The organism is Cohnella faecalis (assembly GCF_003570905.1).
Lineage (GTDB): Bacteria > Bacillota > Bacilli > Paenibacillales > Paenibacillaceae > Cohnella > Cohnella faecalis.
In genome coordinates this window covers 669,027-694,495 of the sequence record NZ_QXJM01000039.1, presented here as the reverse complement: position 1 = coordinate 694,495, position 25,469 = coordinate 669,027, and the positions used below count along the sequence as shown (strand labels likewise).

Here is a 25,469-nt window from a genome sequence, read left to right as displayed (position 1 = left end):
TACCACATGTCAAGCATCGTAAAACCATGGAAAATCGGCGTCATCGTGGACAGTTTCAGAGTCGGGGTTCGTGAAGGTCTCACCAAAGCGCGCAACGTCGGCGCCGACGGCGTGCAAATTTACGCGGTATCGGGGAGATGGATCCCGCGAACTTGTCGCCTTCCGCGCGCAAGGAATGGAAAGATTACATCGCTTCGCAAGGGCTCGATATTACCGCGCTCGTCGGAGATCTCGGCGGACACGGCTTCCAGGACCGGGCTGCGAACGCCGCCAAAATCGAGAAATCCAAACGTATACTCGACCTCGCCATGGATCTCGGAACGAACGTCGTAACGACGCATATCGGCATCGTCCCCGACGACCGGAACGGCGAAATCTACGCAGCGATGCACGAAGCGTGTGCGGAGCTCAGCCGTTACGCGACCGCGATGAACGCCTACTTTGCGATCGAGACAGGCCCCGAGACGGCAGCGCGGTTGAAAGGCTTTTTGGACGGGCTTGGCTCCAATGGCGTCTCCGTCAACTTCGATCCCGCCAATATGGTCATGGTCACTGGAGACGATCCGGTTCAAGGCGTCTATACATTGCGCGATTACATCGTGCACACGCACGCCAAAGATGGCGTTCGGCTGCGAGAAATCGACCCGCGCTTCGTCTACGGCTCCCTCGGCTTCGAGCCTATGGACCATGGCAAGCTTGCCGAGCAAGCGGAATCCGGCGACGCTTTCCGCGAATTGCCGCTCGGCGAAGGCGGCATCGATTGGGACCGCTACCTTGCCGCGCTGCGCGACATCGGCTACGACGGTTACTTGACGATTGAACGCGAAGCCGGCGACGATCCGGAAGCCGACATCGGAGCGGCGGTGCGGTTTTTGCGAGGGAAGTGAGCGGCGATTTTACAGGGAAGAACGCAACGCCACTACGTGAAATTAAAAATGCACTCTTGATGTAATTTCAAGAGTGCATTTTTACTTGCTAAATCCCTTTATAAATTATGTTTTCAATTTAAGGGAAACTCACAGCTGCTCTTATACTCCAATAAATTAAACCTTATAAGCCTTCATAGCCTTCACAAGCTCCTTCATCGAAGGACGCTTACCGTACATGAGCACGCCGGTGCGGTAAATTTTTGCGGACAGCCAGCCGATGCCAAGTATGGCGACGATCAGGATGGCGATCGATGCGACGATTTCCCACCAGGCCGGCTCGGCGAGACCGATGCGCAGGAACATCAGGAACGGCGAGAAGAACGGGATGTACTGGCAAACCTTGATCAGAATATGGTCGGGATGCGTCAGGCCGAACATCGCGACGTAGAAGCCTACGAGCGTCAGCATCGTAATCGGCAGAATCGCTTGACCGAGATCCTCGGTGCGGCTGACGATGGAGCCTACGGCTGCGAACAGCGTCGAGTACAAGAAGAAGCCCGCAAGGTAAAAGAATACCGCGTAGACGAGAAGCGTTGGATCGATCGTGTCGAGATGGATGCCGAACTTTTCAAGCGAATCTGCGTTCTGCGGCATCGTCAGATTGATGACCAGCGCGCCGATCAGAACGGCGAGTTGAATAATGGCGACGATGAACGTGCCGAGTATTTTGCCCCACATTTGCTTCAAAGGCGAGACGCTCGTTACAATGATTTCCATGACGCGCGAGCTTTTCTCCGCCGTAATTTCCGTGGCAATAAGCTGACCGGTAATCATGACGGCCATGAACAGAAGAATGATCATCGCATACGTAAGGCCGATAGCGATGCCTTGCTCTTCTTCGGTTTTGCCCTTCTCGCCGTCGAAGCTGACCTTCTGGGTATCGAGCGAGATCGGAGCGAACAATTGCTTCTTCTGGGCATCCGTCAAGCCGACATCCTTCACGATCAGGTCGGTCTTTATCTGTTGAAGAGCCGCAGCCAACGAAGAAGAAGTGCCGCCTGAGAATGCATCCTTCGAATTATATGTCGCTTTCGGGAATCCGATCTCCGGGTCCTCCGTAAAAGTCAGATAGCCGCCAATGTCGCCGTCTTGAAGGGCGCTCTTCAGTTTGTCCGCGGAAGCTACGGAAACCAGCTCGACTCCAGGCTCAGGCAGCTTGGTATAATAATCCTTCAACCCTTGCACGATAACGGCTTGCTCGCCCTCGGCGTAGCCGACCTTCGTCGCTTTGTCGCTGCCGCCCAGCTTATCGATCAAATAAGGCAAGTTGCCCACAACGACGAGAAGCACAGCTAGTATAACGGTCATAATAATAAAGGATTTGCTGCGCAGCTTGTTGCGCATCGTGAATGACATTACGGTCCACATGCTATTCATGGCGCTCACCTACCGTTTTGATAAAGATTTCGTTAAGCGTCGGTTCCATCAGCTCGAAGCGGCGAATCGGGCCTTGTGCCAGAGCATGCTTCAGAATATCCTGAGCGGCGCTCTCCGATTGAATCTTCAGCTCGTAGCCGTGCTCGTGGCGGATCACCTCGCGTACGCCCGGCACGTTCTCCAGCCCGGAGATCGGCTTTTCGGCCGCCAGCATAACCCGCTCCTGCGGAAATCTCTTCTTGATTTCCTTGATCGGACCTTGCAGCACCGGATTCGACTTGTGCATAATCGTAATGTTACGGCACAGCTCTTCTACGTGCTCCATCCGATGGGTGGAGAACACGATGCTCGTGCCGTTATCGCGCAGCTCCTTGACTGTCGTCTTCAACAGTTCTACGTTGACAGGGTCAAGACCGCTGAAAGCTTCGTCGAGAATGAGAATTTTCGGATTATGGATGACGGCCGCAATAAATTGGATTTTTTGCTGATTGCCCTTGGAAAGCTCTTCAACCTTCTTATTGTAGTATTCCGGCACCTCGAATTTGTCCAGCCAACGCTTCAGGTTCGCGTCCGCGTCCTTGCGGGACATGCCGCGAAGCTGAGCCAAGTATATAATCTGGTCGCTCACCTTGATCTTCGGATACATTCCCCGTTCCTCGGGGAGATAACCGAGCATGCTGAGCTGCTCCTGGGAGTAAGCTTTGCCGAAGTAGCGAATAGCGCCGCCGTCAGGCAGAATAAGTCCCAGCACCATGCGCATCGTCGTCGTCTTGCCCGCGCCGTTCGCGCCGAGCAATCCATAAATTTCTCCTTGAGCCACCTCGAAGCTAAGGCCGTTTACAGCGCGTTTGTCGCCGTAATCCTTCACAATGCGATCTACGTTAAGAGAGTTCACCGTCTTTGCTCCTCCTTCCGAATTAAACAGCTCAATATATCTTCCAGTTCCATGCGCTGGACGCCCAGCACCTGAAACCCGCAACCGTTCAGCCAGCTTTCCGCCGCTTCCGCTTCGTTTACTTCGATTCGGTATACGCCGGAGCCGGCTTCCTCCATTCCTTGCAAGCCGGGCGTCCGCGCAATCAGGGAAGCTTCCGCTCCCTGAACGATGACCGTCCGCCATTCGTCGAACAGTCTGTCCTTCTCATACATTCCGAGCGTCTTGCCTCGGTACAGGAACAGGATGTAGTCGGCCAGACGCTTGACCTCTTCCGTAATATGAGTCGCAACGACAAGCGTCCGATTGCCCGGCTCCATGTAGCGGCGGAGCTCCTCCAGCATAATTTTCCAAGCGAAAGGATCGAGACCCGACGACGGCTCGTCGAGAAGCAGCAGCTCCGGATCGTGGGCGAGAACGGCGGACAGCTCGGCTTTGCGCCTCATGCCCTTGGACATTTTCGACAGCTTCATCCGGCCGTCCACGTCGAATTTGCGAAGCAGCTTGCGATAGCGCTCCCAGCTCCAGCCCGGGTACCAAAGGGAGGCGAACCTTCCCTTCTCCTCCGCCGTCATGCCGTCCTCGTAAGGATGAGGATTCTCGGTCAGAAGACCGATCCGCGTCTTGAAGTCGTCGCCGAGCGCTGCGTCCAGCCGTTCGCCCAGCAACTCCGCCTCTCCTCCGAGAATGGGCTCTAGTCCGAGCAGCGTCCGAAACAAGGTGCTCTTGCCCGAGCCGTTGGGCCCTACGATTACGGTAACCATTCCGCTCGGAATGTCGCAATCGAGCGGACCGAGGCGAAACCGTTCGTTCGCGGCTTCCATACCGCGCAGCGAAATAACCGGCTCCTCCGACAATGCTATCGTCATGACGTTTCCTCCCTCTTCCTCTTCAGAATGTCGCGGAACAGCTTCTCCATCTCCTCGTCGGAGCAATGAAGCTGGAGCCCCGTCTCGATAGCCCGGTTCAATTCCTCCGCTACCCGATCAAGCCGATGGGCATCCAGCGCTCCGGAATCGACGCCGGCCACGAACGTACCCGTTCCTTGACGGGTGCGGATAATCCCTTCGTTCTCCAAATCCTGATAAACCCGGCGTACCGTGATGGCGCTGCACTTCAACGACGCCGCCAGCTCCCTGATGGAAGGAAGCATCGTCCCCTCCTTCAGCTGTCCTCCGAGGATGAGCCCGCGAAGCTGGACTTCGATCTGATGATACAAAGGCTCAGGACGTTGTTCGTCTATTCGAATCGGCAGCCACACAAGCTCACCCCTTCTTGAAGTCGTGTTGTCATGAAATCAGAACGTAAACGGCCGGGATTTGATTCGCCTGAGCGTCAGCCGAAACCCTTCGCGGAAGGCGACCGCCGCCAACAATACGCTAAGGATCGGCAGCCAGACACGACCGGTTTGAATCTGGGCAAGCACGGTGTCTACGACATGGATGTCTTGCCAAGTCAGGAAGGCGACTGCAGCCGCGCTGACTACGAAAAAGCTCGTATAGATGACTGTAAATTTCTTGCCGTCATAACCAAGCTCCAGAAAAATGAAGAAGGCGTTGACGACGAGACCGTAACCGATCCAGACGATTGCGTTCTCCAGCCATTGGATCGCCGTCGCCTCGGCGCGAAGGCCGCTTGAAATGGCATACTGCAAAAACAAGTACACAAGGCCATTCAACGGAACCATGACCGCAGCTTGCAGCCATCTGGACAGCACGATCGCTTCGGCCGGAATCGGCATCGTCCGCCAATGGGACAGCCTTTTGTGGTAGGTGTTATTCCTCCAGACGGAGATAGAATTTTTGTTAATCAGCAGGCCGAATGCCGGAAACAAGCACAGGTACATCCAGTCGATCAAGCCATTGGCATTCTTCGGCGTCTCCGGATCGGTCAACACATCGTTGAGGGTCACGCTAATCAATCCGCCCGAGTATAAGACGAAGAGCAAGGTAAGCACGAAGCCAAGCCAATCACTCTTTAATTGGAATCGCCCCAAATGTTTCACGGCCTGCCAGACGCTCATGGCGTGAGCCTCCTATCGTCAGTGTGTTCATGTGTGTATATCCATATACACACTATACACGCTGTCGAAAGCCATCGTCAACTTGCCTTCAATAAATTTTGTGCAACGGGTTTGCTTTTTTGCTATGCTTGGGAATGACCAACAACCGGAGGGATTACCCATGAACGATAAACCTGCGCGACGCGCCCCCGCCCGCCACAATGCGAAGCCGAAGCCGATAATACCGGCGGGCAAAAACGCGAAGCATGCCGCACTGGCCTTGGAACGGGAAAAGAAGCAGGCCGAAGCCGAGGCCAAGGCCAAGCAAGGCTCCAGAAACTCCAGAAAGACGGCAAAGGCGAAGGAACGCCCCAAAGCCGGAACCGCCGAAGCCAAGGGACAGCGAGGCATCAAACCCGCCGCCCCGGAAGGCGACAACAACCCAACGAAGAAGGACGCTTACGCCACCGAGCGCAAAAAAGTGTTGGCCGAGGTGGCCGCTCTCCAAAAAGCGAAGCAGCCCGTTGGCCGATCCAAATCCAAAACATCCGCAAAAACCCGCCTAACCGCCAAGCAAGCCGCGGTTCCTCCGCGCAGCTTCGAGGTGCAGGAGCCGTCGGAGCTGCTCGCGTTCCTTATTTCGCAATTAAAGAACGAAGGCCGAAATTCGATCAAATCGATCCTTGCGCGCGGACAGGTTTCCGTGGACGGGCAAGCGTTGACCGCCTACAATTATCCGCTGAAGCCGGGGCAGACCGTCTCCGTCAGCAGAGCGAGAGCGAAGGAAGCGACACGCTTCGCCGGTCTTTCGATTCTGCACGAGGACGACGATGTCATCGTTATCAACAAGGATGCGGGTCTACTGTCTATCGCTACCGAACAGGAGAAAGAACTGACCGCCTACCGGCAGCTAACCGAGCACGTGCGGGCGGGCGATCCGAGCCGTCGAATCTTCGTCCTGCACCGTCTCGACCGGGACACCTCGGGCGTCATGATGTTCGCCAAAAGCGAGCAGGTTCAGAAGAGCATGCAGGATGCCTGGAAGGATGTCGTAAAGGAACGGACTTACGTCGCTCTAGTGGAGGGGACAGTAACTGCTTCCGAGGGAACGATCTCCTCCTGGCTGAAGGAAAATGCGGCGATGAAAGTGTATTCCAGCCCCGAACCGAACGACGGCCAGCATGCGGTTACCCATTACAAGGTTGTTCAAGCGGGCCGGCAGTACTCCTTGCTTCAGGTGAATCTGGAAACCGGGCGCAAAAACCAGATCCGCGTCCACCTGCAGGATATCGGCCATCCGATCGCCGGCGACAAGAAGTATGGCGCAAAAACGAAGCCGATCGGCCGTCTCGGCCTGCATGCGAGCGTGCTCAGCTTCGAGCATCCGCGAACGGGCGAGCTGATGCGCTTCGATACGGGCGTGCCGACCGCATTCCGGAAGCCTCTCTCCTAACAAAAAAGGAACCGACCGAATCTCCTTCGGAAGGTTCCTTCTTCTTTATGCGAAAGCCGATTCATTCCGCGTCCTTGCCCGCATCGCCGCCGTTCCCGTGGTAACCCCGCTCGCCGTATGGCTGAAGCCGATCGATCCACGACTGTTCGAGCTTGACCAGCTCGTCCTTCATATCGTAATAGATCGACTCGTTCTCCTTGCGCTCCAGCTTTTCCAGCACCTCGAACTCGAACGAATCCGCTCCGTACTCGTTCCATTCCCGCTGCAGCTCCCGGTTCGTATGCGAACCCATCGCGAGCATGAATCGTCTGCCGTTGAGGGACTTAAGATCAGGCGTACTCGCGATGAGCCTGCGTCCGTTGCGGTTATTGACGATAGCGTAGACGCCGCCTTCGATTTTCGTTTCTTCCTTGTATTGCCGTTGCAGCTCTTTCTTACGATTCATTCCGTTCCCCTTCTTCCGTTAATCTTTTAACCAATATTCGCTTCCGTCCGGCTTCCGGTCCAGGAATCCGTATTCGATCAAATAGCGTCTGAGGATAACGTAATCGTCGTAGGCGGTCTTCAGCACCTCGTTCGATTCCTTCTCCGTGTAGATTCGCCCGCGTTCGAACCGATCGGCGATTTGGCGAAGCACGATCAGCTTCTGCTTCTCCGGCAGCTTAAACGTCTTCAACATCCCTTCGGGGCCTTCCAGAAAATATTTCGCAATCGCCGCTTCCCTCTCCCGCTCAGTGACATTGTAGCGGTCGTCGACCATCCGCGCGGTTCGGTGAACGTCCATGAACGCCGGAGCATGCCGATCCCTTTCCTTCAGAAGCTCCATCATGGCGAGGAACAGCTTCGCCTGGCGCTCTTTCTCTTTCAACGCGAATCGATGGTTGCGGATCGTGGACGCGCTGCCTATGCCCAGCTCCTTCTGCACCTCGGCATCGGACCTTCCTTGATGGAACAGACGGAGAAGCTGCGCCTGGTGCTCGGTCAAGCCGGTCAGCTTCTTGTCGAGGGAGACCAAATAGTCGAACATCGACCCGTGCGCCCCTTCGACATGGCGCCGAATATACTTCGCCGCTTCATACCAAACCCCATCCCCCGGATAAACGACGCCCTTCTCCGCGGAATGTCCGCATACGAGGCAGACGTAAGCTTCTTTCTCCTCCGCGTATCCCCACTTAAGCTCCTCCAACGAAGCATTCCAAAATCGTTCGGTCAAATCCATCGAATTAAACACACCTTATATTTGTTTGTTTTATTATAGACATTTAATTTATTTGTCTATTATATTAAACAAGTTTGACTCTTGCAACAAATTAGAATATTATCTAATTAAATAAATGTCTAATTTATGGATTGGAGAGTCCCGCATGCAATTGGAAAAACTCGTCGCTTATCACAAAGCGCTGGCCGATCCGACCCGCATCAAGCTGCTCGTCCTGTTATCCGGCGGGGAGCTGAGCGGTCAAAGCTTGGCCGAAAAGCTGTGCATATCTCCCGCCACCGTCACCCATCACGCCTCCAAGCTCCGCGCGGCCAGCCTTATTAACGAGAGACGCGACAAAAACACGATTTACTTTTCGCTGAACGATTACTTCATCCGGACGAGCGGAGCCGCGACGGCGAACCTCATCTACAAGAATACATCGACAGGAGGCATACCCGATATGGAAGTCGAACCGAACCAACGGCTCCGGGATTCGGTAATCCGGAATTTCATTACTGCCGACGGCAAGCTCAAGCATATTCCCGCGCAGCTCAAGAAGAAGCTCATCGTGCTGGAGCATCTCGCCGCCGCGCTCGAACGAGGCCGCACGTACTCGGAAAAGGAAATCAACGCCTTCATCCAGACATTCCACGACGACTTCGCCACCATTCGGCGGGAGTTCATCATGCATCAGATCATGTTCCGCGAGAACGACAAGTATGAGCTTAACCCGCCGGAATTATGGGCGAAGTGGCGAACGCTGTCTTAGCGTTCTTCTTATGCTTATGCCTGCTGCCGTTTGGCGATCCGCAGCAGGCTTCCGTCTTGCGAGCATATGTACAGCTCCCCGTCCGCATCTACGCCGAAGGAAGTAATCCGTTCGCCGGATTGCAGCAGCGTCCGGTTGTCGACCGTTCCGTCATCCCTTTGCCTCAGAGCCCAGATCGTGCCGGTCGCATAGTCCGCGTAGATATACCAGCCTATCCATTCCGACAACTGCTTGCCCCGGTAGACGTAACCTCCCGTAATAGAGACGCCGAGCTCCCGGCCGTATTCATAGATCGGCAAAATAAGTCCGTCCTTCACGCAGCCCGACGCAGGCTCGTAGCACTTCGACGCCTCCATCGCGTTCCAGCCGTAATTGCCGCCCTTCTCGATTACGTCGATCTCTTCCAGCCGATCCTGCCCGACATCCGCAGCCCACAGCTTGCCCGTCGCCGCGTCGAAGCTGAATCGCCACGGGTTGCGAAGACCGTAAGCGTACACCTCCGGCGCCCCGCCGCCGTTCGCGAAAGGATTGTCGGAAGGTATGCCGTAGGAACGGCCGTAAGCTCCCCCGGAAAGAACGTCTATCCGCAAAATTTTTCCCAAAAGGCTGTTCGTGTTCTGAGCGTTGCCGTAAGGGTCTCCCCCGCTGCCTCCGTCGCCTGAAGCGATGTACAAGTAACCCTCCGGCCCGAAAGCCAATTGGCCGCCCTTATGGTTCGAGAACGGCTGCTCGTATGTAAGAAGGACTAGCTCGCTCTCCGGATCGAGCCGTTCGGGATGCTCCGGATCCGCTGTAGCGAACCGCGAGATGACCGTAGCGTTCTTCGTCGTGTAATTGACGTAGGCGACCCCGGGACGCTTCGGATCGAATGCCAAGCCGAGCAAGCCTTGCTCGTTGCCGTCGGCATATACCCGGTCCGTCAGGTCGAGCACCGTCTCGGGCGTCTTGTCCGGCTGCTTCAAGTCCAGCATCCGAATTCGCCCCGGCTGCTCGACGACGAACGCCTTATTCGCGAGCCCCGCCGACAATCCGCCGTCGATCGTCATCCCGACCGGGTTGTCGAACGCACCTTTGGGAGCGACCTCCTCCAGCGTTACAGCCGGCAAGGCTTGTTCGATCGCGGAATCCAACGGTTCGGAAGGCACGTCCCCCTTATCGTCCCTGCATCCCGTCCATATCGCCATCGCGCCCAATAGCAGCATTACCGTCATCCGCCGCTTCAACTCTATCACTCCCTTTTTTACCGATCATCTCATAACGGGAGCCGCTTTGAGAAGCCGGGCATTAAAGTTACCTCCGCTGCAGCCCAACAATTATTGCCTATCGGCTCGTCGCGTCGCTTCTCCGCCGCTGTAGCCCAACAATTATTGGCTATTTGCTCGCCGCGCCGCTTCTCCGCCGCTGTAGCCCAACAATTATTGGCTATCGACTCGCCGCGCCGCTTCTCCGACCCTGTAGCCCAACAATTATTGGCTATCGACTCGCCGCGCCGCTTCTCCGACGCTGCAGCCCAACTATTATTGGCTATCGGCTCGCCACATCGCTTCTCCGCCGCTGTAGCCCAACAATTATTGGCTATCGACTCGCCGCGCCGCTTCTCCGACGCTGCAGCCCAACTATTATTGGCTATCGGCTCGCCGCGCCGCTTCTCCGCCGCTGTAGCCCAACAATTATTGGCTATCGGCTCGCCGCGCCGCTTCTCCGCCGCTGTAGCCCAACAATTATTGGCTATTTGCTCACCGCATCGCTTCTCCGCCGCTGTAACCCAACAATTATTGGCTATTTGCTCGCCGCGCCGCTTCTCCGCCGCTGCAGCCCAACAATTATTGGCTATCGGCTCGCCACGTCGCTTCTCCGCCGCTGTAGCCCAACAATTATTGGCTATTTGCTCACCGCATCGCTTCTCCGCCGCTGTAGCCCAACTATTATTGGCTATTTGCTCGCCGCGCCGCTTCTCCGACCCTGTAGCCCAACAATTATTGGCTATCGGCTCGTTGCGCCGCTTCTCCGCCGCTGTAGCCCAACTATTATTGGCTATCGGCTCGCCGCGTCGCTTCTCCGCCGCTGTAGCCCAACAATTATTGGCTATCGACTCGCCGCGCCGCTTCTCCGCCGCTGTAGCCCAACAATTATTGGCTATCGGCTCGCCACGCCGCTTCTCCGCCGCTGTAGCCCAACAATTATTGGCTATTTGCTCACCGCATCGCTTCTCCGCCGCTGTAGCCCAACAATTATTGGCTATTTGCTCGCCGCGTCGCTTCTCCGCCGCTGCAGCCCAACAATTATTGGCTATCGCCTACATGTCAAAAAAAACGGCCATATCCCCGCCGCAACGACGACAGGGACAAAGCCGTTCCGCTTCCCGCGCTCTGCTAACGGCGATACCGCACTCGATCAAGGAACGGCATCGTTCTTCCGCAAATATTCGCCTCGTTCCCAACTGCTGAAATGATCGTCCCAGACGATATGGTACAGGTTCCCTTCGATTTCGACAATCGTCCCCTTGGAGCCGTCCGGCACGTATTCCACGGCATCGCCCACTCTCAGTGACATGCCCCTCACTCCTCTTAGCCGAGTCGAAAGACGATTCCATGTCCACCTTTCGGATAGACCCACTTGATGTTCTCGTGAGGGCAGCCGATCCGGCAGCTTCCGCATTCGTGGCACCCTTCGTACCCGACGTGCATGCGGATGTCCTCCCATTTGTACACTTCCGCAGGACAGAAAATCGTGCACAGCTTATCGGGGCAGTGATCCAGACATACGTCCGCACTCAGGACGTGAAGGTGCGATTGCGTGTCCGCATTGAACCGCAGCAAATACTGCTTCTCCTCGATTGTCGTCGCTTTCGCGGCTGCGGAGCCCGAAGCCGCTGTCGCCGAAGGATTCGTATCGTCGCTCATCACTTGATCACCCTCCATGCCCGGTACAAGTCGCGAGCCATCTTAAGCTTCTGCTTCGCCGGCCCGATGTCGCGCCAAATCCGCTTCTGCTTCTCCCATTTGGAAGCGCCGTCCACCGTCAGCATCGTGCTCGCCGCCTTGTTCATCATAGGAATGTACTGCTCGAAGTATTGAGGGAACTTGTCAAAATGGTGCGTAGCGTCCTTGTATTTCTTCAAATCCTGCCCCACGAAGCTGTCCATGAGACGCTTGCGGTAGCCGTCGAGCGAAGCTTCCGAGAAATCTCCCCGGCCCATCGCCCCGACGATCGTCTCCGCCGCGATTCGTCCCGATGTCATCGCCATGTTCGAGCCTTCGCGGTGAATGGCGTTGACAAGCTGCGCCGCGTCGCCGATGACGAGCACGCCGGCTGCGGCCACCTTCGGCATCGATTTGTACCCGCCTTCGGGAATGAGATGCGCCAAGTATTCCTGCGGCTCCGCTCCTTGAATGTAGGGGCGGATCATCGGGTGAGTTTTGACGTACTCCATCAAGACGTAAGGCTTTATTTTATGCTTGATTAGGCCGGATAGCAGCGTCCCGACACCGATGCTGAGCGTATCCTTGTTCGTGTACAGAAACCCCGTGCCCAGAATTCCTTTCGTCGCGTCTCCGAACAGCTCAATCGTGCAGCCTTGGCCTTCCTCCAGATTGAACCTTTCCTCGATTACCTTCTTGTCGAGCTTCAGAACCTCCATCGTCGCAAGCGCAACCTCGTCGGGCCGGAACTCCTTGTGGAAGCCGAGAGACTTGGCAAGCAGCGAGTTCACGCCGTCCGCCAGCACGACGACGTCCGCGCGCAGCTCCCCGTCGGGCCGATCCGTCCGCACGCCGACGACTTTACCGTTCTCCACAATGCACTCCAGCACGACCGTCTCGCATAGCAGCAAAGCACCCTTTTCCACCGCTTTCGCCGCGAACCACTGATCGAATTTCGCCCGCAGCACCGTGAAATTGTTGTAAGGCTCCTCCGCCCACTCCAGCCCCTTGTACGAAAAAGTGACCGCGGACGTCTTATCCATCATCATGAACCTCTGCTCGACGATTGGCCGCTCCACCGGCGCTTCCTTGTGGAAGTCCGGTATGATTTCCTCCATCATTTTGCGATAGAGCACGCCGCCCATGACGTTCTTCGAGCCGGGGTACTCTCCTCTTTCGATCAACAGCACATTCGCACCGGATTTCGCCAGCTCGTAAGCGCAAGCGATTCCCGCCGGCCCCGCTCCGACGACGATGACGTCGAATTTTTCAGATGACATTCGCGTTCTCCTCCTTCCGGCCAAGCGCTGCTTTGAACCCTTCTATGAGCAGAGGCACGATTTCCAGCGCATCGCCGACGATGCCGTAATGGCAAGCTCCGAAGATAGGCGCTTTCGGGTCTTTGTTGACCGCGATAATAAGCCCCGAATTTTGCATGCCGACGATATGCTGAATCGCTCCGGAAATGCCGATGGCGAAGTAAATTTTCGGGGTAACCGTTGCCCCCGTCTGCCCCACTTGGTGATGGTGCCCGATCCATCCGGCCTCCACCACATCCCGGCTTCCGCCGACAGCCGCGCCCAGAACGTCCGCAAGCCTATGCACGAGCTGAAAGCCTTGCGGCCCGCCCAAGCCTTTGCCCCCTGCAACGACGATGTCGGCTTCGTCGATCTTCACCCGTTTCTCCGTCGCCCTGACGATCTCCAGCACCTTAGTGCGCACGTCCGATTCGACGAGCGGGATGCTCTCCTGGATGATTTCGCCGCTTCTCCCTTTCTCGCAAGGCAGCGCTTTCATAACCTTGGGGCGAACGGTTGCCATCTGAGGACGATACTTTTTGCACAAAATCGTCGCCATAATGTTCCCCCCGAAAGCCGGGCGGCTCGCGAGCAGCAAGCCGGTATCCTCCTCGACGTCCAATTGGGTCGTATCGGCGGTAAGTCCCGTCGGCAAATCCGTCGCTACCGCGCTCGCCAGGTCTTTGCCCGTGGAGGTCGCGCCGTACAGCAAAATTTCCGGCTTATGCTTCTGCACGCAAGCCAGCATCGCCTTCATGAAGGTTTCCGTCCGGTAATGGCGAAAGATCGGATCGTCGTACACATAGGCGACGTCCGCGCCGTATTCGAATGCGCTCTGAGCCAAATCGCCAACATTCTCGCCGATAATGACGCCCGCCAGAGCCGTTTTTCGTTTTTCCGCAAGCTGACGACCCGCCCCAAGAAGCTCCAGCGATACCGGAGCGATAGCGCCGTCCTTCTCCTCGATGAACACCCATACGCCTCTATAATCGTCGAAATTCATTGCGCCGCCCCCTGTCCCGCCTCGAACAGCTCTTTGCGCTCCAGTACGATATCGAGAAGCTGTCGAACCCGGTCGGCGGCGGAATCGCCTTCCAGCAGCTTGCCGCCTTGCGGCTTTTGCGGAGCCCAGACGGAGCTGACGATCGTCGGCGAGCCTTTGAGCCCGAGCTGGGGCCGGTCGATGTCCGGCAAATCGCCAACAGACCAAATATGCGGCTGGTAACGGGCCGCTCTAAGCATATTCGGCAGCGGAGAATAAGGCACTTCATTGATTTCTTTCTCAACGGAAAAAAGACACGGGAGCGTCGTCCGAATCGCTTCGTAACCGTCCTCCAGCTTGCGGTGGACGATGGCGTAGCCTTCTTCCTTGTTCACTTCGACGACTTTGTTCACGGAGGTAAGCGGAGGAATATCGAGCCTTCGGGCGATTCCGGGACCGACTTGGCCGGTATCCCCGTCGATCGTCATTTTGCCGCAGACGATCAGATCGATCGGACGAATGTCCGCGATCTTCTCCAGAGCTTTCGTCAGCGCATAGCTTGTCGCCAGCGTGTCCGCTCCGGCGAACGCCCGGTCGCTGATCATGTACCCTTCGTCAGCGCCGATCTCGATGCATTTTTTGATCGCCTTGACCGCCGGCGGCGGCCCCATCGTCAGCACCGACACGACGCCTCCGTATCGCCCTCTCAATCGGACGGCTTCCTCAACCGCGTGCGAATCGTAAGGATTGAGAATCGCCGGAGCGCTGGAACGGTCCATCGTGTTCGTCTTCGGATTCATCTTGATGATTTTCGTATCCGGCACCTGCTTGATGCAGGCGACGATATGCAGCATATGGCCCATCCCCCAATAGAAAGCGCATCATGATTTCTATATATGAAGGGGACGGGCGAATGATGCCTGGGTTTGTCCGAAAAGCAACGGAAAGGAATGCCGGGACTGCTAAGCTTCTCGGAACGGAATGCGGATACGAAATACGCTCCCCTTCCCTACGAGGCTTTCTGCTTCGACGGTTCCCCATGAAGCCGAACGATCCTCTGCACGATCGACAAGCCAAGCCCGGTATTTCCTTTGTCCCGTTGCCTGGCGGAATCTCCGCTATAGAAGCGTTCGAAAATAAACGGAAGCTTATCTGCGGCAATGCCGTCGCCCGTATCGCTAATGGCGACCGTACAGAAGCGTTCCTCCCGATACGCGCGAATTTCGATCGAGCGGCCTTCCGGGATGTGCTGCACCGCATTGGACAACAAATTCGACCAAACTTGCATAAGCAGCACCTTGTCCCCGAGGATTTCCAGCCTTGCCGGGACGCTCAAGCGGACAGCGATTTCCTTTTCCGCAATTTTCCACTCCAGTAGCTGCAACGTCTGCCTCAACTGCGGCTGCAGCAGAAAAGCTCTCTTATCTACCGCTTCGGTTGCGTTGTCCAGAGTGGAAAGCAGCAGTAACTGCCTGCCGAGAGCCGCAAGGCGACGGGTCTCCTGTCCGATAATGCCCGCATAATGACTGATTTGGCCGTTGTCCGGATTTTCCCTTATTATCGAATCGGCAAACCCTTGAATCGATGCCAGCGGAGACTGGATTTCGTGGGAGACGTTGGCGACGAAATCCTTCTTCTCTTGATCCGATCTTTCGAGCTGGAGCGCCATCATTTGAAAATGCGAAGCGAGCTGCCCGATCTCGTCTTTTCTGCCCGTCGGGAGCTTCAATCGGAATATGCCCTGCGAGATTCGCTTGGTCGCCTCGGTCAGACGAACGATGGACTGCACGAGGTAGCGAGTGCTGAGCAAAAAGTAAGGAATGCTGATCAATACCGTAAACGCGAAAAGCAGCACGAAAAAAGTCCGCAGCTCGTCGAACTGCAGCCGAGTATCGTGCCGCAAAAACAGAGCGTACCGCTCCGCGCCCGCTTCCAGAAGAACGCCGACCGTATTGCTCAATCGATTGTCGAAGTAGCTCGTTGAGAACAGCTTATTGGGGTGCTTGGCGATGCCGTGATACTCCGTGCCGGACAGGACGCTTTCCTTGATTGCGGAGGACAGATCGCTCTTGCGGAATTCCCCTCCGTAAAAAATATCGTTGCCCCTCGCATCCGTCACATAAATTTGGTAGCCGAGCGACGCGGTTTGTTCGAGGAAGTCTCCCATCGTCTCGGGATACTGTCCGATATAAGCGCGAATGTTGTCCGCTGCCGTAAACATTCTATAGTCGTTATACGATTTGAGCTCCAAATTATAATAGGCGTTGGCGATAATGAAGCCTATGAAGGAGCTCACCGCAATCGTATAGATGGTTACGAGAAACACTCGCATGTAAAGCGATCTCATGAGGCGGATACCTCTAGCTTGTAGCCGATTCCTCTGATCGTATGAATGGCGAAGCCCTGCTCGTATTCGGAGAACCGCTTGCGCAGCCGCTTGATATGGACGTCGACCGTTCTTTCGTCGCCGCTGTAATCGGTGCCCCAGATGAGACGTATCAATTCGTCGCGGGAAAATACTCTGCCCGGATACTCCGCCAATTGAGCCAACAGCTCGAATTCCTTAAGCGGAGGAAAAAACACCTCGTCGCCGACCGCGACCTCGTAGTTTTTCCGATCGATGATGAGCTGGTTCAGCTTGATTTTGTCGCTGGATGCAAGAGAATATCTCCGGAATAACGCTTTGATCCGAAAGAGCAGCTCCGGCAGCTCCAACGGCTTGGTCATATAATCGTCGGTTCCGTGGAGATATCCTTGCTCCTTATCGCTCAGTTGATCGCGGGCGGAGAGGAGAATGATCGGAATGTCGTAGTTTTTGCGAATGTGATCGCACAGAGTCAAGCCGTCGACCTCCGGCATCATCACATCCAGAATAGCGAGGTCTATCACTTGTTTGCCCAGGACGGCCATCGCTTCGCGACCGTTCGGCGCTTCCGTCACCCGAAAGCCTTCGTGGGTCAAATAATGACCGAGCAATTTGCGATAATTGGCGTCGTCGTCCGTAATGAGCATGTGCTTCATCGCCATTCCCTCCTCCCCTGCCGATAGTTGGCTGCCTATGTTTTGCGAACGTTGTCGCTTCTCTTCAGAATAAAGATCAGAAAGGGGCCCCCGATTACCGCCATCAGGATGGAGGCGGGAATCTCGGCCGGAGCAAGCACCGTTCGTCCGACGGTGTCGGCCGTCAAGATGAGGAGCGCGCCCCCGACCGCCGAGAATGGGATGAGCACCTTGTAGTTCGAGCCTACCAGCACCCTGCCGATATGAGGGACGAGCAAGCCTACGAACATAATCAGTCCGCCGATCGCCGTCGCCACCGAAGCCAGAAGCACAGCCGCAGCCGAGATGACCAGCCGGACCCGCACGATACGAAGGCCCAAATTGCGCGCCGTCTCGTCGCTGAAGGCAAGCAGGTTGCACCACGGACTGAGGAACAGCGAACAGAACAGACCGATTCCGCCGAACAGTCCGAGTATGTATACGTCTTCCCACGTTTTCATCGTGAAAATGGAAGAGATAGCTTGATTGACACTCGTAACCGCATAGCTGCCGCGATAATTGAAAGACTGCCCCAGTCCGGTGAAGGTGGCGTTAATGGCGATGCCGACCAGAATGAGCCGTAGCGGATTCAGATTCGTTCGCCAGGACAAGGAATAGACGAGCCAGCAAGCGAACGCACCGCCGAGCACGGAGAACAGCGGCGACCAGAAGTAAAGCATGGGGAACAGCGTAACGACGGTAATCGAGACGAATCCGGCTCCCGACGATATGCCGATAATGCCGGGCTCCGCCAGCGGGTTTTTCATGACGGCCTGAAGCAGGACGCCGGATACGGCCAGTGCGGCGCCGGCAAGCATAGAAACGAAAATGCGGGGAAACCGCAAGTCCCGGATAATCTCGACTTGTTCGTTGTTTCCGAAGAGCAGCCCTTGAACGAGCTCCCCGAATCCGACCTTGATGCTTCCCGTCATTGCGGATAAGACCGCTACCGTCGCAAGCAGCGCAGCGGCAACGAGAATGACCATCCATTGTCTGAACATCTCACACGATCCTTTGCTTCATTCGATAGAGCTTGCTTCGGGTTACGGGTATAGCATAGGCAGCAGCGCATGGAGCGCTTCGTCGACAGCCAGATTGCCCGTCGTCCCGAACAGCTTCTCGTCGAGATCGAACACCCGTCCTGTCTGAACGGCGCTGAAATGCTTCCAAATGTCGTTCTTCTTGAATTCCTCGTCGAACATCTTCACGACTTCTTCGGGCATGCCGTGCGCGGCGCGGAGAATGACGTCCGGGTTCGCTTGCTGCAAATATTCCGTGTTCGATGCCAGAAATTCGACCTTCTCCCCTTGGACGATATTGACCCCGCCCAGCAGATGAACCAAATCTCCAATATACGAATGCTCGGTAGCAACCAAATAGCTGCCCGGAACGCCTAGCAGAATTAATACCGTTGGCGCTTTCTTCCCTGCCGAAGCTTCGCGGATATCGCTTAATACCTTGTCGTATTCGCCGATAATTTCCGCCGCCTTCTCTTGCCTGTCGTACTTCTCGCCGAGCTTGGCAATCGCGGTCTTCATGCTGTCCAGGCTCGTCAAATCGACGAACGTCGCATCGATTCGGGCATTCACGAATACCGGCTCAAGATCGTATTGCAGCGTCGTCACGGAGAGCACCTCCGTCGGCTTTAACGACTTAACCAGCTCCATGTCCGGACTCATCGGATTGCCTACCTTCGTGACACCGTCGTAACGCTTCGGCAACGTCTTGACGCTTTTCGGCACGCCGACCAAATCGATTTCCAGCCGGTCCATAATTTGCGTTAATGCGACCGTTGTGGAGACGATTCGATGCTCTTTCGTCCCTTCGGCGGCAGCCTCCGTTGCCTTGGCCGTCGGCGCAGAAGCCGTCGGAGCGTCGGCATTCGAGCCCGATTGCGCGCCGCCGCAGCCGGTCAGACAGAACAGAAGCGCCGCGACGAGCGCCGCGGGTCCCTTCAACTTCTTAACCATCGTTGATCCTCCCGCCCGTTCAAGCTTGGGGCTTTCGATTTTTTCCTCTTTGAACGTAGAGGGCTGCTCCGGCGAGAAGGAGGATGACGGCACCCGCTATCCACCATTGAATTCTGGAATTAGATGCTTCCTTCGGGGCGTCCGTCCCGGTCAATGCGGCCGCTTGGTTCGCTTCTCCATCGCCAGACGCGGCCGTCTGCCGATCATCCTCGTCGGATGAGAGCGCTTCTCCCGATGCCGAAGCGGACGGACTTGCAGCCTCGCTGTCATTCTCTTTAAGCTCCTCCGTACTTGGCGCTTGATCGGTCGGTCGTTCCGATGCGAGACTCGACTCGGTGGAAGCTTCTTCGGCATTTGCGACGCTTTCGGACGATTTCTCGCCAGCGGACGCAGCGTCTGCTTTTGCCGTTGCCGACGCTTTCGTCGCGGTCTCCGGCTTCTGCGTCGATGAGGCTGCCTCTTGCGGCTCGCTTGCCGGCTTGGGGGCTTCGGATCCGGTCGGCTGCTCGGCTTTCGCGTTCGCCGGCTCTGTCTTCCCCGTTGCGGCAGGCGTTGATGCCGGTTCCTTAGTCGGCGCAGCCCCATTATTCTTCTCGGCGCTTGATACAAGTTTGAAGCTGGAAGAGTCGAATACGAGCCGGATCGTGTAATCATGGTCGTAATCGATATCCGGCACGGTAACGTGGATTTTGGCGACGATCGGCTCTGTCACATTCGCCGAAAATTCCACGACCCGCTTGTCTTCCCGCTTGTTGACGACAACAACCTTGGTATCGACGTAGCCGCCATTGCCGGGAACCTTGAACTCCGTTACCCATTTGCTATGGTTGATCTTCAGTTGAACCTTCGCCGTACCGCCGCTAACGACGACGGTCGCCGGCTTCTCCCAGTAGTCGTTCGCCATGGAAACGGAATCGTCCTCGGCTTTCAACACCAAATAATCGGCCGTATATTTTCCGTCAGCCAACGCCGTCTCGGCAAAAACCAGGGAAGATCCTATCGACAACCAAATTCCGAGCGCTGCAAGCAGACTCCGTACTGCCAAGCGATATTTCAAGGAAATCCAGCTCCTTCTTGTCGGTTCACCGTCTATTATCCATGCGTTTATTGATGTTACTAATTTTGATGTTGATGTTGATGTTGATGTTGATGTTGATGTTGATGTTGATGTTGATGTTGATGTTGATGTTGATATTGATAATCATTATCATGTTATATGTTACCTATATTTAACGTCCCGCGTCAATAGTATTTTGAATTTTATCCCAATTGCTTGCTTCACCCCGCAGCGCGTCGGTGTTGCATGAACAAGTCAGCCCGGCCAAACCGGTCTGAGACTCCTCAATTTGCAGCTCAACAAGCAAATACGCCTTCGGAGTCCTTTGTACGTCGAAGTTTTGGATTAACTGCAATAGATACCGCTATTCATCCCGTAGAGCCACACCGCTGAGATCGAACTGCAAAAAGCACCGTTATTTTTTTCCATTTCGGTGCTGAACGCTAAAAGCGCCTTAATTAAATGTACCCTTTGCAGGTAATATCGCTAACGCACCGATCTACCCTCAAAATAAAGGTATATTTTGCAGTTGAACGTCGGGCTAGGCTTGGCGCGCGGAGCGTCCATCGGTCATTCGGCGTTAGTCCGGCTCGGGGCCGTTCGTCCATCGGTCATTCAGCGTTAGTACGGCTCGGGGCGGAGCGTCCATCGGTCATTCGGCGCGGCTCGGTTTGGTTCGGCGACAAGCCCGGCTTCGGGTTCGGTCCTGGGAGTCGGACACACGTCTCCAAGAAAGGTCGGTTCCAAGCACCGCTCCTCTGTCGGTTCAGGTGTCTTTGAGATGCTCATGTGGGTGCAAGAGGTTGAAAACTTATGCTTTCTGAAATTCTATGAAAAAGCTTTCGGGAGTTGGAGCCGCCCCCGAAAGCTCTCTCTAACGTCTTATTGCTCCACTTGAGCAAACGGCTGGCGTACAACCTTTACGTCGTAATAGACGATTTTGTTGGAGAGAATATAGTCCGGCTTTTCGCGGTGCGAATGAGACTCGCGGAAAGCTTCGCTGCGCGTCCATAGCTGGAAGTCCTCTCTGCTCTCCCAACGGGTGCTGACAGTCACTTCGTCGTACTCCTTCGTATTCTCGGTCAGCATGACCTCAAGGCCCAGAAACCCTTTCATCCCTTCTACCTTCCCTACACGGTTGAAGCGCTCGATCAGCTTTTCCCCGTTGCCTTTCGTAATTTGCGAGACATTCGTTACAATCACCATGTTTGTTTCCTCCTTGAATGGTTGTGGAATTGGAATAATGACGGGATATGAACCCTTCAGATCGATTTGGGCCGCTACCCCGAACACGTTCAGCATAAAGCGCTGATCGATAACCGATTTCGGCGGTCCGCTGGCCGCGATTCGGCCGTTCTCCATCGCAATCAGATAGTCGCTGTACGCAGCCGCTTGCTGCAAATCGTGAAGCACCATCACGATGGTTAACCCCAGACTCCGATTCAGCCTGCGCAGCGTCTCCATCAGCTCCAGTTGAAACGCCAGATCCAAGTACGTCGTAGGCTCGTCGAGCAAAATAATTTGCGCTTCCTGAGCTAGCGCCATAGCGATTCGCGCCTTCTGCTGCTCCCCGCCCGATAAGGTGTGGAACAGACGGTCTTCGTTATGGCGAATGCCGACTGCGGACAACGCCCATTTGACTGCTCTCTCATCCTCGGGCGACATCCGGCTGCGAAAAGAGGATTGGCGGGGCGCCCTGCCGAGAGCGACTAGCTCACGCACCGTCAGATCCGGGATATGTCCTTTGTCCTGACTTAGCATGGACACCTTGAGAGCGAATTGCTTCCGCGAAAAAGCCGTCCCCGGTTCTCCGTCATAGTGAATCGCACCGCTCTCGGGCCGGATCAATCCGGCGATCATTCGCAGCAAAGTCGATTTTCCCGAGCCGTTGCGCCCGACAATAGCGGTAATTCGGCCCTTCGGCAGCTTCTCGTTCGCCACATGCAGCTGGAAATGATCCTGCTTATAGGCAAGCTCGCTAATTTCAACCGCCATTACTTGATCAACCTCCTTTTTTTCAACAGCATTAAGAAAAAAGGAGCGCCGACGCATGCCAGCAATATGCCGGCGGGCAGCTCCAGCGGATCGAACCAGCTGCGCGCCGCCGTATCGGCTGCGACCATCAGGATTGCGCCGCCGACGATCGAGAACGGCAGAAGATAGCGGTAGTCCTCGCCGATCAGCAGTCGGAAGGCATGCGGCACGATCAAACCAACGAAACCGACAAGCCCCGCAACGCTAACAGCCGCGCCTGCGAGCAACGAGGACAACGCAACGATTAGAAATCGATGGCGCTCCACGTTCTGTCCCAGCGATTGCGCCGACTGGTCGCCGAGCATGAGCAGATTCGCAGATTTCATGGCGAGTGGAGTCAGCGCCAGACCTACGGCGGCATACGGCAGCATGAACAGGAGATGCGGCCAGCTTCTGCCGCTCAAGCCTCCCGCCAGCCACGGAATGACGCTCTGAATCCGGTCGCTGTTCAGCACCATAATGCCGTTCATGATTCCTCCCAGAAATGCGTTGACGGCGATGCCAGCAAGCACGATTTTCACGGGAGAGCTTCCGTTGTCCCAGGCCAGAAAGTAGATGAATGCCGAGGATACCACGGCTCCGGCGAAAGCGAATCCTGGCAGCAGCAAGCTGAATTGGGGAAAAAGAACGAGCGCGATTACGGCTCCGATGCCGCCTCCGGCCGATACGCCGATAATTGCAGGGTCTGCCAGCGGATTTCGCATAACGCCCTGTAGCAGAGCGCCGGAAGCGGCAAGACATGCCCCTGTCAACAACCCGACCAACACGCGCGGAAGTCTCACGTCCCAAATAATCGACTCATTCACGGCATTGCCCTCTCCGAACAGGACGCGCACAATTTCCGAAAACGAGATCGATACCGAACCGCTGCCGACTCCGAATAATATCGTCGCGATCAGTGCCGGAACAATCGCCAGAGCCAGCCAACGCCGCCGCTTATTTCGTGTGCGCACGTTCATGGCTCCAGCAGCTCCGCGAGCCGCTCCACGGCTTCCGCCGCGCGCGTTCCAGGGTTCGTTCCGAACAATTCCGAGGGGAGCACGTGAATTCGCTTGTTCCGCACCGCCGCGAGCGAGTTCCATGCCGGATTGCTCTCCATCTCCCGGACGAAGCCCTTCTCCACTTCCTCCGAGTCGCCGTGAGTCATAACCAGAATCAAATCCGGATTCGCTTCAATTACACGCTCCGCATTCAATTGCGCGTATTGCGGAAAGTTCTGCAAGCTGGGAAAATCCGAAGCGACGTTGTAGCCGCCGGCAGTCTCCAGCAGATTTCCCGCCAACGAATTCGGCAATGCCGCCAAATAAGTTCCCGGAGCGCCATAGACAACAAGCGCTCGTTGAGCCCCCTTCGGCCGACCCTTTATGTCCGCTAGCTTGCGATTCATCACGTCGACCGTCTCTGACGCAAGCGTTTCTTTGCCCAACATCTTGCCCAGCAGCAGGATCTCGCGACGAATATCTTCGATAGAATTCGCTTGCGTAAGAACGAGCTTGACGCCAATTCGCTCCAGCTTAGGAATATCGTTGTCGTTGATCGGATGATTGCCGAGCACGACGTCCGGCCGCAACGCCGCTATTTTCTCCAAATCGACCGTATGGACCGAACCGACGATCGGAACTTCCCGAGCTGCTTCATTCGGGAGAGAGCCATGATCGTCCGGTCTCCCTACCAGCGTCCCCTTCAGCGCGTACACAATGTCGAGCTCGCCGTTCCCCAAAGCGACGATTCGCTTCGGCGTCTCGTCGAACGCCACCTTGCGCCCCGCGAAGTCCTCGACGACAAGCTTCCCTTCGCTAGCGTCTTGGCTTGCATTCATCGCACCGCAACCGGTCATCACTCCCGCCAAGAGAATCGTCGGAATGAGCATAGCAACGCGGCGCCTTGCGCTTTCCTTCAATGGGATATGCCTCCAGCCCGCAATAGATGATAGTGATTATCATTGTTGATTACAGCTAAAGTGTACATTCGGACTGTGAACGGAACATGAATTTCAGATTACATTTTCAGCCGATCCTGATCTGGGAGAATCTGTCCAATTTGTAATGCAAAGTTCATGCTCCGTTCATGAATGCCATGTATCATTCAAAATGCAGTTAAATTAGGCTCGTCGGTTTCGCAGTGAATGCCGTACGGTCGTTAAGGTACGGTGCAAGGTATTATTTTTTTGATTATTCATTGATAATGATAATCATTATTATGATGTCGTTGCAGCTGCCAACCTGAGCCGTTCGAATGGAGGGGCGAAGCGAAGTTAACTAACATCGGGGGGCTGACACACAAGCGGATATACCTGTTAGTACCGGCAATTCAACTATTCTAAACAATCAAAGGAGTGTATTTCATTATGTCTAAAATCTCTTTCTTCAACAAAAAATCGATTGCTCTATTGATGGCTTTGGCACTTGTACTATCGTTCGCGCTGCCGGCTTCCGCCGCCCCGTATTCCGCCCAGTTCCTGGACAGCTCGGGGTCCCCTTCGGCGCATGCTTCCTCTTATATCGATGGCGGAGTCGTCGATATAACGGGCTCTGCGGGCAACTACACGGTGACGCTGAAGCTTAAAAACTTCGAGCCGTCCTTCCCTCTTATACCGATAAGCTACCCGTCCTTGTACGTGGATCTTAACGGCGCTCCAACCGGAGATGGCACGTACGAGGTTGCCGCAAGCAAAACGGTGTCGGGCTCCTATACGTACTTCACGTTCAGTGGAGTCGCCAACTTGACGGACAATTTGCCGGTTTTGCTGCATGTGAACGTAGCCGGCATCCACAACCAGCAATATAATCTGTTCCTCGACTACTAATAGACAGCCCGTCTTAGAGTCTTGATCTGCTGCAATTGCGACCGCTAACCGGAGTGCTTCCGGGAAGCGGTCTTTTTTTCGGCAAAGAGACAAGGAGCATCATGAAAAACGTAAAGCCTGTCCAACGTCCAACGCAACGCCTAATCGCCTCTTTGGCGCACTCCAGTCCGACACTCGAATGGACGGAATAACCGGCTAGGGTAGGGCTATTGAGTTGGCGGACGGGCGAACGGAGAAATTAACCCGCTGTGGTTAGGCTATTAAGTTGGCGGACGGGCGAACGGAGGAATTAACCGGCTAGGGTTGGGCTACTAAGTTGGCGGACGGGCGAACGGAGGAATTAACCGGCTGTGGTTGGGCTACTAAGTTGGCGGACGTTCTAACAGAGGAATTAACCGGCTAGGGTTGGGCTACTAAGTTGGCGGATGGGCGAACGGAGAAATTAACCGGCTGTGGTTGGGCTCCCAAGTTGGCGGACGTTCGAACAAAGGAATTAACCGGCTAGGGTTGGGCTACTAAGTTGGCGGATGGGCGAACGGAGAAATTAACCGGCTAGGGTTGGGCTACTAAGTTGGCGGATGGGCGAACGGAGAAATTAACCCGCTACGGTAGGGCTACTGGGTTGGCGGACGGGCGAACGGAAGAATTAACCGGCTGTGGTTGGGCTACTGGGCTGGCGGACGTTCGAATGGAGAAA

At 55.6% G+C, this 25,469-nt stretch carries 26 protein-coding genes and 1 pseudogene; 5 read left to right on the top strand and 22 right to left on the bottom strand.

The annotated features are described in order from the left end of the window. The first annotated feature begins 6 nt into the window (after positions 1-6). A pseudogene (locus D3H35_RS16145) lies at positions 7-887 on the top strand (sugar phosphate isomerase/epimerase family protein). 156 nt (positions 888-1,043) lie between these two features. On the opposite strand, the gene D3H35_RS16140 reads toward D3H35_RS16145, so the two are convergent. The 5 genes from D3H35_RS16140 to D3H35_RS16120 are packed head-to-tail and all read right to left on the bottom strand — an operon-like array spanning position 1,044 to position 5,263. Then, positions 1,044-2,306 carry an ABC transporter permease gene (locus D3H35_RS16140; protein WP_119150297.1) on the bottom strand — a complete coding sequence of 421 codons (1,263 nt, stop codon included), beginning with the start codon at positions 2,304-2,306 and terminating at the stop codon, positions 1,044-1,046. Next, on the bottom strand, positions 2,299-3,201 hold the full coding sequence (locus D3H35_RS16135; protein ID WP_119150296.1) for an ABC transporter ATP-binding protein: 903 nt from the start codon (positions 3,199-3,201) through the stop codon (positions 2,299-2,301). Before D3H35_RS16135 ends, D3H35_RS16140 begins: the two co-directional genes overlap by 8 nt. Further along, positions 3,198-4,109, bottom strand: coding sequence for an ATP-binding cassette domain-containing protein (locus D3H35_RS16130; RefSeq protein ID WP_119150295.1), 912 nt, complete (start codon positions 4,107-4,109; stop codon positions 3,198-3,200). Before D3H35_RS16130 ends, D3H35_RS16135 begins: the two co-directional genes overlap by 4 nt. Next, the gene (locus D3H35_RS16125; protein WP_119150294.1) at positions 4,106-4,501 is read right to left on the bottom strand and encodes a GntR family transcriptional regulator; all 396 of its coding nucleotides are present in this window, start codon (positions 4,499-4,501) and stop codon (positions 4,106-4,108) included. The genes D3H35_RS16130 and D3H35_RS16125 overlap by 4 nt, the downstream gene beginning before the upstream one ends. A 36-nt stretch (positions 4,502-4,537) precedes the next feature. Next, complete coding sequence (locus tag D3H35_RS16120) at positions 4,538-5,263, bottom strand: ABC-2 transporter permease (RefSeq protein WP_119150293.1); 726 nt, start codon at positions 5,261-5,263, stop codon at positions 4,538-4,540. Positions 5,264-5,723: 460 nt separating this feature from the next. Between D3H35_RS16120 and D3H35_RS16115 the strand changes: the two genes are divergently transcribed. Beyond that, a complete protein-coding gene (locus D3H35_RS16115; protein WP_378124672.1) occupies positions 5,724-6,695 on the top strand; it encodes an RluA family pseudouridine synthase in 972 nt (323 codons plus the stop codon). 61 nt (positions 6,696-6,756) lie between these two features. Here the strand turns inward: D3H35_RS16115 and D3H35_RS16110 are convergent, their stop codons facing one another. Together D3H35_RS16110 and D3H35_RS16105 are read right to left on the bottom strand one after the other, a co-directional pair. Further along, complete coding sequence (locus D3H35_RS16110; protein ID WP_119150291.1) at positions 6,757-7,140, bottom strand: GIY-YIG nuclease family protein; 384 nt, start codon at positions 7,138-7,140, stop codon at positions 6,757-6,759. Between the two features lie 18 nt (positions 7,141-7,158). Beyond that, positions 7,159-7,914: a DUF2087 domain-containing protein gene (locus tag D3H35_RS16105; protein WP_119150290.1), complete on the bottom strand. Its 756-nt coding sequence runs from the start codon at positions 7,912-7,914 to the stop codon at positions 7,159-7,161. A gap of 145 nt (positions 7,915-8,059) precedes the next feature. On the opposite strand from D3H35_RS16105, the gene D3H35_RS16100 reads away from it, so the two are divergent. Next, positions 8,060-8,665: a DUF2087 domain-containing protein gene (locus D3H35_RS16100; protein ID WP_119150289.1), complete on the top strand. Its 606-nt coding sequence runs from the start codon at positions 8,060-8,062 to the stop codon at positions 8,663-8,665. A gap of 14 nt (positions 8,666-8,679) precedes the next feature. Here the strand turns inward: D3H35_RS16100 and D3H35_RS16095 are convergent, their stop codons facing one another. Continuing rightward, positions 8,680-9,867 (bottom strand): PQQ-dependent sugar dehydrogenase, encoded by a 1,188-nt coding sequence (locus D3H35_RS16095; protein ID WP_199728531.1) that lies wholly within the window; start codon positions 9,865-9,867, stop codon positions 8,680-8,682. Between the two features lie 114 nt (positions 9,868-9,981). Between D3H35_RS16095 and D3H35_RS30365 the strand changes: the two genes are divergently transcribed. After that, on the top strand, positions 9,982-11,112 hold the full coding sequence (locus D3H35_RS30365; RefSeq protein ID WP_147355859.1) for a hypothetical protein: 1,131 nt from the start codon (positions 9,982-9,984) through the stop codon (positions 11,110-11,112). On the opposite strand, the gene D3H35_RS31370 is transcribed toward D3H35_RS30365, so the two are convergent. The 14 genes from D3H35_RS31370 to D3H35_RS16030 all read right to left on the bottom strand — a co-directional run bounded on the left by D3H35_RS31370 (position 11,060) and on the right by D3H35_RS16030 (position 23,866). Continuing rightward, entirely contained in the window at positions 11,060-11,218 is a 159-nt protein-coding gene (locus tag D3H35_RS31370) for a hypothetical protein (RefSeq protein ID WP_199728530.1), read from the bottom strand. The two genes, D3H35_RS30365 and D3H35_RS31370, sit on opposite strands and share 53 nt — an antisense overlap. A gap of 14 nt (positions 11,219-11,232) precedes the next feature. After that, positions 11,233-11,568, bottom strand: coding sequence for a ferredoxin family protein (locus D3H35_RS16090; RefSeq protein WP_119150288.1), 336 nt, complete (start codon positions 11,566-11,568; stop codon positions 11,233-11,235). Further along, a complete protein-coding gene (locus D3H35_RS16085) occupies positions 11,568-12,866 on the bottom strand; it encodes an FAD-dependent oxidoreductase (RefSeq protein WP_119150287.1) in 1,299 nt (432 codons plus the stop codon). The genes D3H35_RS16090 and D3H35_RS16085 overlap by 1 nt, the downstream gene beginning before the upstream one ends. Further along, positions 12,856-13,887 (bottom strand): electron transfer flavoprotein subunit alpha/FixB family protein, encoded by a 1,032-nt coding sequence (locus tag D3H35_RS16080; protein ID WP_119150286.1) that lies wholly within the window; start codon positions 13,885-13,887, stop codon positions 12,856-12,858. The genes D3H35_RS16085 and D3H35_RS16080 overlap by 11 nt, the downstream gene beginning before the upstream one ends. Continuing rightward, positions 13,884-14,720: an electron transfer flavoprotein subunit beta/FixA family protein gene (locus tag D3H35_RS16075; protein WP_119150285.1), complete on the bottom strand. Its 837-nt coding sequence runs from the start codon at positions 14,718-14,720 to the stop codon at positions 13,884-13,886. Before D3H35_RS16075 ends, D3H35_RS16080 begins: the two co-directional genes overlap by 4 nt. 155 nt (positions 14,721-14,875) lie before the next feature. Next, positions 14,876-16,213 (bottom strand): sensor histidine kinase, encoded by a 1,338-nt coding sequence (locus D3H35_RS16070; RefSeq protein ID WP_119150284.1) that lies wholly within the window; start codon positions 16,211-16,213, stop codon positions 14,876-14,878. Next, a complete protein-coding gene (locus D3H35_RS16065; protein ID WP_119150283.1) occupies positions 16,210-16,887 on the bottom strand; it encodes a response regulator transcription factor in 678 nt (225 codons plus the stop codon). The genes D3H35_RS16070 and D3H35_RS16065 overlap by 4 nt, the downstream gene beginning before the upstream one ends. A gap of 35 nt (positions 16,888-16,922) precedes the next feature. Beyond that, positions 16,923-17,906 carry a FecCD family ABC transporter permease gene (locus D3H35_RS16060; protein ID WP_119150282.1) on the bottom strand — a complete coding sequence of 328 codons (984 nt, stop codon included), beginning with the start codon at positions 17,904-17,906 and terminating at the stop codon, positions 16,923-16,925. 42 nt (positions 17,907-17,948) lie between these two features. Further along, positions 17,949-18,875, bottom strand: coding sequence for a heme ABC transporter substrate-binding protein IsdE (gene isdE, locus D3H35_RS16055; RefSeq protein WP_119150281.1), 927 nt, complete (start codon positions 18,873-18,875; stop codon positions 17,949-17,951). 19 nt (positions 18,876-18,894) lie between these two features. Next, entirely contained in the window at positions 18,895-19,932 is a 1,038-nt protein-coding gene (locus D3H35_RS16050; RefSeq protein ID WP_158594139.1) for an NEAT domain-containing protein, read from the bottom strand. Positions 19,933-19,957: 25 nt separating this feature from the next. After that, the gene (locus D3H35_RS33575; protein ID WP_267901397.1) at positions 19,958-20,086 is read right to left on the bottom strand and encodes a hypothetical protein; all 129 of its coding nucleotides are present in this window, start codon (positions 20,084-20,086) and stop codon (positions 19,958-19,960) included. Positions 20,087-20,814: 728 nt separating this feature from the next. Further along, positions 20,815-21,927 carry a heme oxygenase gene (gene isdG / locus D3H35_RS34180; protein ID WP_147355858.1) on the bottom strand — a complete coding sequence of 371 codons (1,113 nt, stop codon included), beginning with the start codon at positions 21,925-21,927 and terminating at the stop codon, positions 20,815-20,817. Continuing rightward, on the bottom strand, positions 21,927-22,925 hold the full coding sequence (locus D3H35_RS16035; RefSeq protein WP_119150277.1) for a FecCD family ABC transporter permease: 999 nt from the start codon (positions 22,923-22,925) through the stop codon (positions 21,927-21,929). Before D3H35_RS16035 ends, isdG begins: the two co-directional genes overlap by 1 nt. Continuing rightward, positions 22,922-23,866: an ABC transporter substrate-binding protein gene (locus D3H35_RS16030; RefSeq protein WP_233567960.1), complete on the bottom strand. Its 945-nt coding sequence runs from the start codon at positions 23,864-23,866 to the stop codon at positions 22,922-22,924. The genes D3H35_RS16035 and D3H35_RS16030 overlap by 4 nt, the downstream gene beginning before the upstream one ends. A gap of 447 nt (positions 23,867-24,313) precedes the next feature. Between D3H35_RS16030 and D3H35_RS16025 the strand changes: the two genes are divergently transcribed. Continuing rightward, positions 24,314-24,772 (top strand): hypothetical protein, encoded by a 459-nt coding sequence (locus tag D3H35_RS16025; protein ID WP_119150276.1) that lies wholly within the window; start codon positions 24,314-24,316, stop codon positions 24,770-24,772. Positions 24,773-25,469 lie beyond the last annotated feature (697 nt).